Origin of the sequence: Stenotrophomonas sp. TWI1409, assembly GCF_039673015.1 — a bacterium.
Taxonomy (GTDB): domain Bacteria; phylum Pseudomonadota; class Gammaproteobacteria; order Xanthomonadales; family Xanthomonadaceae; genus Stenotrophomonas; species Stenotrophomonas maltophilia_A.
The window spans coordinates 14186-29102 of record NZ_JBDJKU010000030.1 but is presented as its reverse complement, the minus strand read 5'-3'; the positions used below and the strand labels follow the sequence as shown (position 1 = coordinate 29102).

Annotated in this window: 10 protein-coding genes; 5 read left to right on the top strand and 5 right to left on the bottom strand. The window is 66.2% G+C overall.

Features of this window, described 5'->3' with window-relative positions:
- Nucleotides 1-17: 17 nt before the first annotated feature.
- The gene (locus ABE423_RS11645; protein WP_346486109.1) at nt 18-1175 is read right to left on the bottom strand and encodes an ROK family protein; all 1158 of its coding nucleotides are present in this window, start codon (nt 1173-1175) and stop codon (nt 18-20) included.
- Nucleotides 1172-2401, bottom strand: a complete 1230-nt coding sequence (locus ABE423_RS11640; protein WP_180838526.1) for an MFS transporter — start codon at nt 2399-2401, stop codon at nt 1172-1174. Before ABE423_RS11640 ends, ABE423_RS11645 begins: the two co-directional genes overlap by 4 nt.
- A gap of 189 nt (nt 2402-2590) precedes the next feature.
- Here ABE423_RS11640 and ABE423_RS11635 point away from each other — a divergent pair, with 189 nt between their 5' ends.
- A complete protein-coding gene (locus ABE423_RS11635) occupies nt 2591-3073 on the top strand; it encodes a LuxR family transcriptional regulator (RefSeq protein WP_125895297.1) in 483 nt (160 codons plus the stop codon).
- Nucleotides 3074-3124: 51 nt separating this feature from the next.
- Here ABE423_RS11635 and aceE read toward each other — a convergent pair whose 3' ends face one another.
- Both aceE and ABE423_RS11625 read right to left on the bottom strand, forming a co-directional pair.
- Nucleotides 3125-5797, bottom strand: a complete 2673-nt coding sequence (gene aceE, locus ABE423_RS11630; protein WP_125895298.1) for a pyruvate dehydrogenase (acetyl-transferring), homodimeric type — start codon at nt 5795-5797, stop codon at nt 3125-3127.
- A gap of 244 nt (nt 5798-6041) precedes the next feature.
- Nucleotides 6042-6341 carry a hypothetical protein gene (locus ABE423_RS11625; protein ID WP_032128423.1) on the bottom strand — a complete coding sequence of 100 codons (300 nt, stop codon included), beginning with the start codon at nt 6339-6341 and terminating at the stop codon, nt 6042-6044.
- 138 nt (nt 6342-6479) lie between these two features.
- Between ABE423_RS11625 and ABE423_RS11620 the strand changes: the two genes are divergently transcribed.
- The 4 genes from ABE423_RS11620 (at nt 6480) to ABE423_RS11605 (ending at nt 12695) form a co-directional block, all read left to right on the top strand.
- A complete protein-coding gene (locus ABE423_RS11620) occupies nt 6480-6995 on the top strand; it encodes a sigma-70 family RNA polymerase sigma factor (protein WP_032128424.1) in 516 nt (171 codons plus the stop codon).
- Nucleotides 6992-8014: a FecR domain-containing protein gene (locus ABE423_RS11615; protein ID WP_125895299.1), complete on the top strand. Its 1023-nt coding sequence runs from the start codon at nt 6992-6994 to the stop codon at nt 8012-8014. The genes ABE423_RS11620 and ABE423_RS11615 overlap by 4 nt, the downstream gene beginning before the upstream one ends.
- 141 nt (nt 8015-8155) lie before the next feature.
- Nucleotides 8156-11089, top strand: a complete 2934-nt coding sequence (locus ABE423_RS11610; RefSeq protein WP_346486105.1) for a TonB-dependent receptor — start codon at nt 8156-8158, stop codon at nt 11087-11089.
- A 10-nt stretch (nt 11090-11099) separates the two neighbouring features.
- Complete coding sequence (locus ABE423_RS11605; protein WP_125895301.1) at nt 11100-12695, top strand: alkaline phosphatase D family protein; 1596 nt, start codon at nt 11100-11102, stop codon at nt 12693-12695.
- Between the two features lie 113 nt (nt 12696-12808).
- Here ABE423_RS11605 and ABE423_RS11600 read toward each other — a convergent pair whose 3' ends face one another.
- Nucleotides 12809-14917, bottom strand: a complete 2109-nt coding sequence (locus tag ABE423_RS11600) for a phospholipase C, phosphocholine-specific (RefSeq protein WP_125895302.1) — start codon at nt 14915-14917, stop codon at nt 12809-12811.

Here is a 14917-nt window from a genome sequence, read left to right as displayed (position 1 = left end):
TCAGCGGAAATAAACAATTAAGCGATGGCGTCGGCGCCCAGCTGATGGATCGGCAGCAGCGCCGCGCCCACCGATACCGCGGATCCTCCCAGCCGTGACACATGCACCTGTGGCAGGCGCAGGCTGTCCAGCGCACTGCTCCAGCGTGCCGGTTGCTGCAGGTGTTGCCCCAACACTTCCAGCACCTGCCTCGGCAGTGAGCCGGACAGGATCACGGCGCCAGGATCGAGCCATGCCACACCGGTATTGGCCGCCACGCCCAGCTGGTTGCCCGCACGTTCTGCCCAGGCATTGATGATGCCGGCATGGGTTTCCAGGCAGGACTCCAGTTCGAACAGTGAAGGAATGCCGGCGCCGGCGTCGCGCAGCGTGGCCAGCAGGTCGATGCCCGAGGGGCGCGGCGCGTCCATGCGGAACAGGCGACCGATATCCCCGGCATTGCCGAACTCACCGCGCATCACATCACGTCGATGGATCACGCCACCGCCCACGCCGTGGCCGACATACAGCAACAGCGCCGACGCGCAGTCGCGGATCAGTCCGCTGTCGTAGTACTCCGCCAGCGCCGCCAGGGTCGCATCGTTCTCCACCCAGACCGGGAAACCGAAGTAGTCTTCGAAGAACTGGTCGTTGTCGATATCGCGCCAACCGTGCAGCCAGTCCACCGCGTGCCTGCGTGCCGGCCCGGTTTCGACCACGGGCCCGGGAACCGCCACGCCGAGGCCCAGGAAGCGCGCGCGCATGAGCCCGGTGCGGCTGGTAAGGCTGCGCAGGCGCTGGTCCACTGCGTGCACGAAGTCGTAGGGATCTGCGCTGTCGAATGCGGTTGCATCGCGGGCGATGACCTGGCCGGCAAAATCCACCAGCGCGATCTCCAGCCAACCGGGATGTACCGTGGCACCGGCGGCATAGCCGCCCCGCTCGGACAGCGCCAGTGGCACCGAGGGTCGGCCGCGCTGGCCATCGGACAGTTGCCCCTGTTCCTCGATCACCTCCAGCATCAGCAGTTCACGCGCCAGGCGGGTCAACGCGCCGTTGTGCATGCCCAGCTGGTGGGCAATGGTGATGCGGGGAACGGCGCCCATCGTGCGCAACAGCCAGATGATGCGCTTGTGGTCGGCATCCAGCGCGATCAGCGGTTTGCGGCGCAACCGCGATGTGGGAGCCAGGTTCATGGGTGCAGGCCCTCGGTACGTGGCAGCGCGACCGGCCAGGCCAATGCGGCCAGCGACAGCAGACTGCCGACGGCAACCAGCGAGACCAGTGCGGCAGAGGTGCCCGGATCACCGGCCTGTATGCCGGGCAGCAGCTGGCCCAGCAGCAATGAGGAGGCGGCAATGGACAGTTTCATGGTTCCAGTGAGCAGCGCAAAACAGCTAAGGTCATCCTCGCGCCCGCTGCGGGCGGCATGGCGACGGGCGATCAGCGCGGTGCGCCGCCACAGCACCAGGCCGACACTGGCTACCGCCGCCCCATGGACAGCGGCACACGCAATCGCTACAGGCAGGGAGGGCTTGGCCTGGTAAACGCAGACGGCAGCGATGACCAGCACCGACATCAGCGCGATCAGGCCTGTCTCGCTGCACAGCGGGGGGCGCAGGCGCAGATCGAGCCAAGGCGCGACCACCATGCCAGCCACCATCGCGAAGGTCAGTGCTGCCCCATGTTCGGCGAAGGGGAACAGACGCCCGGCCAGGCCAACCAACGCGGTCTCCGCCGCCGCGGCCAGCAGAACCGGCAGCAGTGCCGGCAGCGGCAGGGCGCCGGCAACGGGCCTGCTGGTTGTGGCGGGCTGTGCGGGCGTGGCGACGCAGGCCAGGGGAAGCGCGGCGGCCGCGATCAGGATGCCGATGATCATGCAGATCAGCAGCGCGCTGCCACTGCCTGCGGATGCAGGTGCACCGACCACGCCGAACAGTGCTGCAGCGATGCACAGCTTGGAGATCGGTACCACTACCGCGCGAGCGGAAACGTAGCGCATGGCCTCGTTCTCGTCGCGGGGCAACAGCGAAGTCAATGCATTCTGGGCCACGTCGTAAACCGCGTAGCAGGTACGGAACAAGAGCGAGGCGGCCAGCAGCGGCAGGAAGGCGGGCTCGGTCGCGGTGCTGGGGCTGAACAGCAGGCAGGCGCTGGCGGCGGTGCCGAGCCCGCCGATCAACTGCAGGCGCAAGGCGAGGCGACGCTGGTCGTGCAGGCGGGTGAACACGGCGGCCAGCAGCAGGTCGAGCACGCTGCTGTAGGCCAGGGAGATCGCCAGCAGTTGGCCGGTGTGGGCAGCCGACAGCCCCAGCCGCGCGTGCAGGTAGTAGCCGAGTGACAGGTCCACGAACGACCAGACCAGAGTGCGGGCGAAGTGGCCGGCGGCATAGAGCTGCCGCAGCGATGGCTGCGCGTTCAACGCTGTTTTTGGGGGAGGAGGCCGGAGATCCGGGATCGTTCTACTACCCCTGTGTGACAGCGGTCTGACATGGTGCGAGGTCGGCCATTCAGCGAGTGGCTTGCAGCGCACGCCGTGGGCGAGCAGCATTGACCGTGCTGCGCGCCACAACGCCTCACGCAGAGCCTTCTTCGCCGAATGGAGCAACGTATGAAGCTGTTGTCCGCTGTGTTGTTGTCTGCGCTTTCATTCCCCGCCGTTCCGGCGCTGGCAGTGGAGGCGTCTCCTTCACCGCTGTTGGGGCGCTGGTCGCTGGATATCGCTACGTCTGCGTTGCCCGAGGCGCAGCGCCCGAAGCAGGTGGTGCTGGAGTTCAAGGACGCCGGTGCGGGGCGTTGGAGTTCACATGTGGACATCGTCCTGCACGATGGCAAGACCATGAAATCCGACGGCACGCTGGCGCTGGATGGTACGCCGGGCGCCCTGTCCGGCACCTATGGCGCGGACAAGGCCAACCTGAAACTGCCGGCGCCGAACACCCTGGTGATGCAGCTGGTGGACCACGGCACGCCGGCCTCCACCCGTATCTATACTGTGGCGGCTGACCGCTCGACGATGACCGAGACCAAGGCGTTCTACAGCCACGATGGTACGCCGATCCTGCAGACCAATCTGTTCAAGCGGATGCCCTAGCGTTGCCACCGGCACCACGCCCGCAGAACGGGCGTGGTGAATGCTGCAGCCTTACACCGCGGCCGGGTCGCGCTTGCCGGTGTCGATGCCGTACTTGTCGATGGCGTCCTGCATCCGCGCGCGCTCGATGCGGCCTTCGTCGGCCAGCGACTTCAGGGCGGCCAGCACGATGAAGTGGCGATCCACTTCGAAGAACGTGCGCAGCGACTCACGCGTGTCGGAGCGGCCGAAGCCATCGGTACCGAGTGCGGTGAAGCGGCGGTCGTTGATGAAGGGACGGATCTGGTCGCCGACGATCTTCATGTAGTCGGTGGCCACCACCACCGGGCCTTCATGGCCCCGCAGGCACTGCTGCAGGTAGGGCACGCGGGGCTCCTCGGCCGGATGCAGCAGGTTCCAGCGCTCGGCGGCCAGGCCATCGCGGCGCAGTTCGGTCAGGCTGGTCGCGCTCCACACATCGCTGGCGATGCCGAAGTCCTGCTGCAGCAGTTCTGCCGCGGCTTCCACTTCGCGCAGGATCGAACCGCTGCCCATCAGCTGCACGCGTGGCTGCGAGTCGCTGTCGGCGGCCGCCGGGTGCAGCAGGTACAGGCCCTTCAGGATGCCGGCCTCGGCGCCCTCGGGCAGCGCCGGCTGCGGATAGTTCTCGTTGAGTACGGTGATGTAGTAGTAGATGTCTTCCTGCTCGACGTACATGCGGCGCAGGCCGTCGTGGATGATCACCGCCAGCTCGTAGTTGTAGGTCGGGTCGTAGGATACGCAGCTCGGGATGACCGACGACAGCACGTGGCTGTGGCCGTCGTCATGCTGCAGGCCTTCGCCCATCAGCGTGGTGCGGCCGGAGGTGGCACCCAGCAGGAATCCACGGGTGCGCGCATCGGCGGCGGCCCAGGCCAGGTCACCGACGCGCTGCAGGCCGAACATCGAGTAGAAGATGTAGAACGGGATCGTCGCCAGGCCGTGGTTGCTGTAGGCGGTGCCGGCGGCGATCCACGAGCAGATCGCGCCGGATTCGTTGATGCCTTCCTGCAGGATCTGGCCGTCCTTGGCTTCCTTGTAATAGCTCAGCTGGCCGGCATCCTGCGGGGTATACAGCTGGCCCAGGTAGGAGTGGATGCCGATCTGGCGGAACAGGCCTTCCATGCCGAAGGTGCGCGATTCATCGGGCACGATCGGAATCACCAGCTTGCCCAGTTCCGGGTCCTTCAGCAGGCTGGTGAGAATGCGCACGAAGCCCATGGTGGTGGACTGTCCGCGATCGCCGCTGCCCTGCAGCTGGGTGTTGAAGATCGACAGCGGCGGCAGCGGCAGCGGATCGACCTTGGCCAGGCGCGCGGGTAGTTGCCCGCCCTGGATGCGGCGGCGCTCGGCGAAGTAGATGGCTTCGGCGCTGCCCGGTTCCGGGCGCAGATAGGGCATCTCTTCCAGCTGTTCGTCGCTGACCGGCAGGTTGAAGCGGTCACGGAAGGCGCGCACCGCGTCGGCGCTCATTTTCTTCAGCTGGTGGTTGATGTTCTGGCCTTCACCGGCTTCACCCATGCCGAAACCCTTGACCGTCTTGGCCAGGATCACCGTCGGCCGGCCGCTGGTGTTCACCGCCTGCTGGTAGGCGGCGAACACCTTCTGCGGATCATGGCCACCACGTGCCAGCGCCCAGATGTCGTCGTCGCTCATGTGCGCGACCAGCTCCAGCAGCTCGGGGTAGCGGCCGAAGAAATGCTCGCGCACGTAGGCACCGTTCTGCGACTTGAAGGTCTGGTAGTCGCCGTCCACGCATTCCATCATGCGCTGGCGCAGCAGGCCGCTGTGGTCGCGGGCGAGCAGGTCGTCCCAGCCGCTGCCCCAGATCAGCTTGATCACGTTCCAGCCGGCCGCGCGGAAGGTGCCTTCCAGTTCCTGGATGACCTTGGCGTTGCCGCGCACCGGACCGTCCAGGCGCTGCAGGTTGCAGTTGACCACGAACACGATGTTGTCCAGCCGCTCGCGACCGGCCAGGGAAATTGCCGCCAGCGATTCGGGCTGATCCATCTCGCCGTCGCCGAGGAAGGCCCAGACCTTGCGGCCCTGGTGTTCTTTCAGGCCGCGATACTCGAGGTAACGCATGTAGCGCGCCTGGTAGGCGGCGGTCAGCGGGCCCAGCCCCATCGACACGGTGGGGAACTGCCAGAACTCCGGCATCAATCGCGGGTGTGGATACGAGGACAGGCCTTCGCGCCCGGCTTCACGGCGGAAGTTGTCCATGCGCGCCGGATCGATGCGGCCTTCCACGTACGCGCGGCCATAGATGCCCGGCGCGGAGTGGCCCTGGATGTAGATCATGTCGCCGTCGAAGGTGTCGGTACGGCCACGGAAGAAATGATCGAAGCCCACGTCGTACAGTACTGCCGCCGACTGGTAGGTGGCGATGTGGCCACCGACGTTGGAATGCTTGCCGGCACGCAGCACCATCACCATCGCGTTCCAGCGGATCATCGCGTTCAGGCGGCGCTCGATGGCCAGGTCACCCGGGTAGGCCGGCTGGCGCTCGGGCGGGATGGTGTTGACGTAGGCGGTCCAGGCACGGGTATGCAGGTCGCCGTGCTGCTGTGCATCCAGCTCGCTGAGCTGGTCGATCAGGTAGTGCGCGCGCGGCCGGCCACCGGTCTGCATCACCGCTTCCAGTGATTCACGCCACTCGCGGGTTTCCAGCGGATCGGTGTCGAAGGGAATGAGCGCTTGGTTCATGACTGTCTCCAGAGGGCGCCGGTCGGACTTCTGCCTGGGCGACAACACCGGCAGGGCGCACAGCACTGGAGCGGGGTCGCAACGGCGGGGCCGTGACGCGAAGGGCGACCGTGGCGGCCGCCGAGAAGACAAGCGTAGGCCCGGCCCCCCGGCTTCGATAGGCGGGCAGGGCTTGGGTCTCTGGCAAGCAAGGGTTGGCACGGGGCGCCGTATCATGGCCGGGCGCGCCGGGTGCGGCCGCTGATCAGGCCGGGGACAGGCCCGGGAAGAACATCGGGATGACCGCCACACCAACCCCCAGCAGGCACCAGGCCACGATCGGCAGCCAGCCTGAGAGCTGCTGGCAGCGTTCCGGCAAGCGGCGTCCTCCGATCCACAGCAGCAGGGTGAGCAGGCCCAGCGCGTAGGCGAGGGCGACGACCACCGGATGCACGTGGACGACACGGCTGGGCGGCCACATCTGCTGCTGGTAGGCGGTGGTGTGGGCGACCAGCAGCAGGAACAGCAGGCTGCTGAGGGTGTTGATGGCGGTGCGGGCGTTCATTGCGGGGCACTCCTTGTGCCGGCTGCCGGAAACTGCAAGGGCGGCATTCTAGCGGCTGCCTGCCGGCAGTTGAAACGCCACTGTCATCGATGGCCGTCACCCTGCGGGGCTTTCCAGCCTTGGGGTGGTTGGCCGGCCGTGAACAGCGTGAGGATCTGGGAGAAGAGCTATGCGCTGCGGCGGCGGCTGCTGCGCGGCTTCTTCCTGCGCCGGGGTTCTGCCAGTGAAGATGCCGAGGATCTGGCGCAGGAGGTTTACCTGCGGCTGCTGCGCAGCACCGGTGAGCATGCCGACGCGGTCGAGAACCCGGAAGCCTACCTGTTCACCGTGGCCGCCAATCTTGCACGGGAGCACGCGCGCGCGCGTTCGTCGCTGCCGCCGCTGGAGGACGTCGACCTCCTGGCCGAAGTGTTGAAGAGCGAAGAAGACATCGAAGGCGAATTCGAGCGCGCGCAGCGCTGGAGCGATATCCGCAGCACCATCGCACGGCTGCCGGCGACCACGCGGCGGGTGATGGAGCTGCATTATCGCGACGGGCTGGACTGCCCGGCAATCAGCCAGCAGCTGCAGGTCTCGGTGCACATGGTGCGCAAGCATATCGGCAAGGGGCTGGACGCCTGCAGGAAGGCGCTGGGCGCCAGGGAGCTCACATGAAACGGAATCCATCGGGTGCGGCCGACGACGTGATCGCCAGCGAGGCCATGGACTGGTTCCAGCGCAATCGCGAGGGCGTGCTGGGCGAAGCCGAGCGGGTTGCGTTGCTGGACTGGATGAAGCGCTCGCCGGAGCATGTGCGCGCCTATATGCACGCGCTCGCACTGCACCGGCAGGTTGGTGAGGCGCTGCAATCGGCATTGGCTGAAGAGGCCTCGGTGCCGCCACAGCAGGCCGCTGACAAGGTCGTGCCGCTGTTCGGGCACGCACAGGCCCCGCTGCGCAGTGCGCCGCACAGCCGTCGCACGCGTTGGTGGGTGGCGGCTGCCGCAGCCTGTATCGCCCTGCTCGGCGTGGGCCTGGTACCGCAGCTGATGCCTACCGAGCAGCTTTACAGCGCCGGACATGGAGAAATTCGCGACCTGGTGCTGCCCGACCAGACCCAGGTGCGGCTCAACGCGGACAGCCGCCTGCGGGTGCGCATGGGCGGGTTCAGCCGCAGGGTGGAGCTGCTGCAGGGCGAGGCCACGTTCGACATCGCCCAGGACCGACGGCCGTTCGAGGTGCAGGTGAACGGACTGCAGATCCGCGATATCGGCACGGTGTTCGACGTGTCGCGAAGGCTGCAGGGCACCCGCATCGGAGTGGTTTCCGGCGAGGTGGAAGTGTGGAGCCACGGTGCGGATGCGCGGCGTCTTGCACAACTGGGTAAAGGCCAGGTGGTGCAGGTCGACGCGCGCAGCCATGCGGTCGAGTCGTTGGATGTGCCGTTGTCGATGCTGCTGGACTGGCAGCAACGCAAGGTCTCTTTCCTGGACGAGCGGCTGGATGAGGTGGCCGCCGCTTTCAACCGCCACAACCAGGTGCAGGTGCGGGTGCTGGATGAAGGTGCGGCGTCGGCGCGGTTGTCCGGCAGCCTGGACGCGCATCGCATCGGTGCGCTGCAGGCCTTCCTCGAGCGCGACCCGCGCTTCGTGGTGCGGCGCGAAGGCGACACCGTGCGGGTTGGCAGTCGCTGAGGTCGACATGGCCGTGGGTTGTCAGAAAAAATTCATCAAATCCGCGTTCTCCACTTCGGTGGATGCGGGCTCTTACTTGGGAGAAGCCGCTGCCGAGTCACGCAGCGGCACCTGCTGCCTTCTCTCTTCCAAGGACCCGTGATGCGCAACACGCTCTACCTGTCGATCATCCTCGCCCTGTCTCCCTGCAGCGTGCCGCTGGCGGCTGCGGCCACTGCCGATGGCCTCGAGGCCCGCGTTTCGGCGCCGATCGCGGCGCAGCCGCTGGCGCGCGCGCTGGAGCAGTTGTCGCGCAGTTCCGGCGTGCAGTTCCTGTATTCGGGCAGTGGTGAAGTGCACATGGCCGGGGCGGTGCCGCGCGGTGCCACCGTCAAGCAGGCGCTGGACGCGCTGCTGGCAGGGACCGGCCTGGGCTACACCGTGGTGGATGGCAACGTCATCGCCATTGATCCTGCGCCGGCACACAACGATCCGAAGCCGGCCGCGCCGAAGCCGCGCGAGGCCGAAGCGGTGGTGGCGCCGACCCTGGGCACGGTGAAGGTGATTGCTGCGCATGAGGTGATCGACCAGAAGAAGACCTCGCCGGTGATCAAGGATTCGGTGGTCTACGACGAGATGGACAGCTACGGCGACGAGACACTGGCCGAGAGCCTGATGGCCGCGCCGGGCCTGAGTGCCGTGGAGGATGCCGGTGAGCCCCGTTACGTGACGGTGCGTGGCGTGCAGGCCAACCTCAACTACACCACCATCGACGGCATCGCGATTGCCAGCGTGGGTGGCAGTGGCTCGGGTGAGCGCATGAACAACCTGCAGCTGATTCCCAGCGACATCGGCACCCGCACCGACATCTACAAGAGCTTCAGCGCAGAGCAGGCGCCGGATGCGATCGGCGGCGTGATCGACATCATCAGCCGCAGTGCCTTCGACCGGTCCGGCAGGTACGTGTTCGCCGATGTGGCTGGTATCTACTCCACGGCCGAGACCAATGTCGAGCGCAGTGCCGGTGGCAACCACGAGACCCTGGGGCATTTCGGCAAGAGCGCCAAGATGGTGTTCTCCAACCAGTTCGGTGCCGACCAGGAATTCGGCCTTGTTGCGGTAGCGCGCTATGAGCAGCGTTCGCGCAACAGCGTCAAGCGCTGGGTGGAGTCGAACTACTACTACAACGACGCCGGCAAGTACCTCACCGACGGCACCACCGGGCCGGACGAGGCCAAGGGCTGGAACGGACTGCGTGCGCCGGGCAACTTCAGCACCGGCACCTACACCAACTTCATCACCAACTTCGGTGGCTCGGCCAAGCTGGAATGGAAGCAATCGGACGATCCTTTCTACGCATCGTTGCTGCTGTACTCGTACCGGTTCTACGAGAACTCGACGATGAACAAGACCGATCTGTACGGCAACGCCAAGTTTCCGATCCGAAACCAGACCGAAGACAGTGGCACCACCCAGATCAACAGCATCTACATCAAGAACCGCCACGACCGCTGGGACCGCAGCAACCGTGGCGCCATCGCCAGCTTCAACTGGGATATCGGTGATCGCTCGCGGCTGACCCTGCGCGGTGGCCACACCGAAGAGACCTTCCACAACAACCAGGTCTACTGGGGTGTGCGCGCCTACCCAAGCAACCTGTTCGTCGACTACGAGAACGACAGCCACGGCTTCCCGAACGCAGTGGCGGTTTCCGATTCCAGCCTGCTGACCAGCTCGGCGTTCAAACTCAACCCGGCACAGGCCTATGTCTCGCCGCGCGACGCCAAGGAGAGCATCGACAACCTGCGTGCCGACTTCAGCTACAACATCGACGCCGATGCGCGTGGCTTCGGCCTGGCCGCCGGCGCCGAATACCGCCATCTGAAGATCTGGCAGGACATCGACTTCGACTACTTCAAGAGCAGTGCCACGCTCAACGATTACCTGTATCCGGGTTCGACGCTGCTGGGCAGCGTGCCGGGCTTCCCGCTGATCGACAACCGCAAGTGGAACGAGGAACTGCTGCCGAAACTGGGCAACAACAATGCGGCGTATCCAAATGCCAACTTCACCAGCGACTACAAGTACGTGGAGGACATCACCAATGCCTACGTGTCCGCACACTACGCCTGGGACCGACTGCTGCTGATCGGCGGCCTGCGCTACGACCACACCCGCTTCGATGCCTACAGCCCATTCAGCGATGATGGCGGCACTACGTATACCTCTGCCTTCCGCAATACGAGCGGTGGCTACAACAACCTGCTGCCTTCATTGAATGCGACGTTCAAGTTGAGCGAGGACCAGCGCCTGCGCTTCTCCGCCAGCCGAACGCTGGGCCGGCCGACACCCAGCAACATCGCCCAGGCCACCAGCACCAGCTGTGGTGATGACGAGGAGGGCAGGGGCTTCTGCACCATCAAGCAGGGCAACGCCAACCTGCAGCCGCGCCGTTCCACCAACATCGACCTGGCGTGGGACCTGTACTTCAACGGCAACAACGGCCTGGTCTCGGTGGCACTGTTCGACAAGGTGATCAAGGACGACATCTACACCCTGACCACCTTCGAGAACGTGGGTGACACGCGCTACCGGGTCACCCAGCCGATGAACACCGATGAGTCCAGGCTGCGCGGCGTCGAGTTCGCGGTCGCCAATCGCAACCTGCAGTGGGGCCGTCAGCGCTTCGACATGTACTTCAACGCCACGCGGCTGGAAGGCCAGACCAACTACCGCATCAGTGATGGCACCGAACGCCGCCTGGACCGCCTGCTGTACCAGCCGGACTGGTCGCTCAATGGGTCGGTGATCTGGCGCATGCCGTGGAAGAGCGCACAGCTGCGCCTGTCCGGTACCTACCGCAGCCGGATGCTGGTCGACTTCGGTGATACCCAGTGGCTGGACTCGTACTACGACCCATACATGACCTTCAACTTGGCCTTCAGCCACAAGGTCAGCAGGCACGTGACGCTGAAGTACGAGGCCAAGAACCTGTTCAACACGCAGCCGACCTACAGCACCGGCCCGAACGGGCGCTTCCGTACCGAGATCGACGACTACGGCCGCTTCTTCTATTTCCACATCATCTACAACTGAGGGCGCAGCCGTGGATACGATCAATCGCAGGCGATTCCTGGCCCTGGCCGGCCTGTCTGCTGCCGGCGCGTGGATGGGCACGGCGCACGCGCTGGCCGCACAGACCGATGCCGCCGCGCTGAACCCGCGCAACCTGCTGGCGTCGCCGCGGTTCGCCAGCACGCCGTTCACCCTGGGCGTGGCCTCGGGTGATCCTTCGGCCGATGGCATGGTGCTGTGGACACGGCTGGCGACCGAGCCGCTGGTGTTCGGCGGTGGCATGCCGACCCGGCCGATGGTGGTCGAATGGCAGCTGGCGGCGGACGAGGGCATGCGCAGGGTGGTACGCCAGGGTTCGGCGATGGCGCATCCCGAACTCGGCCACGCTGTGCACGTGGAGCTGGGTGGGTTGGCGCCCGCACGGCCTTACTGGTACCGCTTCACCGTAGGCGGCCACGCCAGTGCGGTCGGTTGCACCCGCACGCTGCCCGCAGCCACGGCCGCAGTGGATCGCGTGCGTTTTGCGGTGGCCGGTTGCCAGCACTACGAAGAAGGCCACTACACCGCGTGGCGGCGCATTGCCGAGGAACCGCTGGATTTCGTCTTCCACTACGGTGATTACATCTACGAAGGCGAAAGCCAGCCGGGCCTGCGGAAAATGAACGGCCAGTCGTTCACCAACCTGCGCAATCATGTCGGGCCGCAGACCTACACGCTGGACGACTACCGTCGCCGCTACGCCCAGTACAAGAGCGATGCCGACCTGCAGGCCGCGCATGCGTCGGCGCCGTGGTTCGTCACCTTCGATGACCACGAAGTGGACAACAACTGGGCCAGCGCCGAAGACCAGGACGATACGCCCAGCGAAGTGTTCCTGCTGCGCCGCGCACAGGCGTTCCAGGCCTACTACGAGAACATGCCACTGCGCCGATCGGCATTCCCGCGCGATGGCCACATGCAGATGTACCGGCGTGCACGCTACGGCACGCTGATGGACCTGCACCTGCTCGACACCCGCCAGTACCGCAGCAAGCAGGTGAACATGGCGCTGCGTGAGGAGGTGGAATCGCCGGAGCGCAGCATTGTGGGGGCGAAGCAGGAGCGCTGGCTGTTCGACGGCCTGGCCGATGCCGCGCCGCGCTGGCACACCATCGCCCACCAGGTGGCACTGGGCAACTACATGCGCGAGAAGGACGGCGTGGTGCAGTCGTCCGATGACCAGTGGTCGGGTTATCTGGACAGCCGCCGGCGCCTGCTCGATCACATCCAGAAGGTCGGATTCGGCAACGTGGTGACGGCGTGTGGCGACGCGCACCGGCATTACGCCAGCGACCTGGTGCAGGACCATCGTGATTCGGGCGTGGTCTCCAGTGAGTTCCTCGCCACTTCGATCACGTCCGGCTCCGACGGACAGGGCGTGGATGCGTACGCAAGGAATCAGCTCGCGCACAGCCCTTATCTGAAGGCGACCACCGACAAGCGTGGCTATGTGCTGTGCGATGTCACCCGTGATGCATGGATCGGCGACATGAAGACGCTGGATACCGTGATGCAGCCGAACGGAACGGTGCAGAGCTGGAAGCGCTACGCGGTCGAGCACGGTCGGCCGGGGCTGCAGGAGGCCTGATCAGCCAGCACCACTGTAGAGTCGAGCCATGCTCGACTGCTTTTCGATCGTTCTTCGATCATTGACCGGAAAAAGAAGTCGAGCATGGCTCGACTCTACAAGGGCGGAGCGGCTCAATCGTGCTCGAAGCGCAGTGGTTCGCTGCCCATCGCCGGGTCACTGGTGCCAGGACGCCCATCCTCGGCGCGGCCCGCCAGGCGCAGCACACTCTCACCTGCGCTGACCTGCAGGTCATACCAGCCGGCGGTAGGCGTTGCATCCCACGCCAACGAAGTCTCTGCATGCGCCGGCAGTGCCAGCGTCTGCTCGGGCATGTGCCCGGCATAGGCACCGGCATGCACGCGCAGCTGCTGTGCGGTATCGCTGAGATTGCGCAGGTGCAGCCGCAGCTGGCCGTCGGCGCGCTCGACCGACGCCTGCACGATGGGCCCTTTGGCAGCACCCTGAAAGTGACGGTGGAAGCCGTTCGGGCCAAGCAGCCACAGGTCGTAACGCCCCTGTGCATCCAGCGCCCAGCGTTCGCGCAGCGGCGTGCCCGGTACCAGCGTATAGCGGCGTGGCACCGCACCCAGCCGCAGTCGGTCGTACACATGCAGCACCGCCGCTGCACCTTCGCAGGACAACGTCAGATCCAGGCCCGATGCGTCGACCGCAGCAATCGATGCCTGCGGCCGGTAGGGCAGGGCGCGTGCCGGGCGTACGCCGCTTTCCTGTTTCGCCGGCTTCAGTCCCTCCGGCAACGCCGGCACGGTGCGCCCCGGCAGGGCGGCGGCACGTGCGGCCGCCGCGCTCACGTCGGGCAGGCCGCGTACGAACGGACGGGTATCGCGCTGGGCGAAGTCGAAGGCGTTGCTCAGGTCTCCGCAGACCGCACGGCGCCAGGGTGAGATATCCGGTGCGGCCACGCCGAAGCGGCGTTCGATCAGCCGTATGACCGAGGTGTGGTCGTACACCTGCGAATCGACCCAGCCACCGCGGCTCCAGGGCGAGATCACGTACAGCGGCACGCGCGGGCCCAGCCCATAGGGGCGGCCGCGCAGCTCGGCGGCGTCGTACTTCTCGTCACCCGGCGCCGGATGACGGTGGTACTCGCCTTCGGTACTGATCGAAGACGCACCCGCCCAGCCACCGTTTTCCAGTGAAGGCGGTGCCGGTGGTGGCATGTGGTCGAAGAAGCCGTCGTTCTCATCGAACATCAGCAGCAGGGCGGTGCGGCTCCACACCTCCGGATCGGCGGTCAGTGCATCCAGCACGCGTGCGGTATAGGCCGCGCCCTGGGCCGGGCTGGAGGGGCCGGGATGCTCGCTGCCGGCCGCGTCGGCGATGATGAAGCTGACCCGCGGCAGGCGCCCGTCGACCACGTCCTGGCGCAGTTGTGCCAGCCCACGCGAGCTGACCCCACGCGCGCGCAGCTGCGGGTCATGCCCCGGCGCAGCGCGGTAGGCCTGGCGGAACGCCTCGAAGCCGGCCAGCGGGTTGTCGGTGAAGTTGTCGGCCATGTCCTGGTAGATCTGCCAGGAGACGCCCGCCTTCTGCAGGCGTTCGACATAGCTGGTCCAGCGATACGACGCCGGATGCCCGCCGTGCTCGGGGAAGTTGTCGTGCGAGTTGGCGATCACCGGGCCGCCAGCACGCGCGTGTGCATCATTGTGACCGGTCCACAGGAACACCCGGTTCGGGTTGGTTCCGGCCTGCATCGCGCAGTGGTAGGCGTCGCAGATGGTGAAGGCATCGGCCAGTGCGAACTGGAAGGGCAGGTCGCTGCGCTGGAAGTAGCCCATCGAGTGGTTCTGCTTGGCCTTCGGCCATTGCCCCATGCGGCCGTGGTCCCAGGCGCGCTGTGCGTCCGGCCAGGTGTGTGGTGTGCCCTCCACCCGCATGTAGCCGAAGTGCGCGGCGGTATCCAGCGGGAACGGTGCGATCGCGCGCGTGCCGCTGGCATCGGGTTGCAGCCACAGGCTGCGCGTGCGGCCGCCGGTCTGCAGTGCCGGCGCGGGAGCCACGAAGCGATCGCCGAAACCCCGTACGCCCGGCAGCGTGCCGAAGTAGTGGTCGAACGAGCGGTTCTCCTGCATGAACACCACGATGTGCTGCAGGTCTTCGAGGCTGCGCGTCTGCGCGGCGGGGGCGATCGCTGCGGCCCGGGCGATGCTGGGCAGCAGCGGGGAAAGGCCGGCGGCAACGCCGGCCTGCAACAACCGGCGTCGGCCGATATCAGTCAC

What these genes read in the sequence shown, in the direction of transcription:
- ABE423_RS11635 (WP_125895297.1), top strand. Translation starts at nt 2,591, where the DNA reads ATGAAGCTGTTGTCCGCTGTGTTGTTGTCTGCGCTTTCATTCCCCGCC.
- ABE423_RS11610 (WP_346486105.1), top strand. Translation starts at nt 8,156, where the DNA reads ATGCGCAACACGCTCTACCTGTCGATCATCCTCGCCCTGTCTCCCTGC.
- ABE423_RS11645 (WP_346486109.1), bottom strand. Translation starts at nt 1,175, where the DNA reads ATGAACCTGGCTCCCACATCGCGGTTGCGCCGCAAACCGCTGATCGCG.
- aceE (WP_125895298.1), bottom strand. Translation starts at nt 5,797, where the DNA reads ATGAACCAAGCGCTCATTCCCTTCGACACCGATCCGCTGGAAACCCGC.
- ABE423_RS11615 (WP_125895299.1), top strand. Translation starts at nt 6,992, where the DNA reads ATGAAACGGAATCCATCGGGTGCGGCCGACGACGTGATCGCCAGCGAG.
- ABE423_RS11625 (WP_032128423.1), bottom strand. Translation starts at nt 6,341, where the DNA reads ATGAACGCCCGCACCGCCATCAACACCCTCAGCAGCCTGCTGTTCCTG.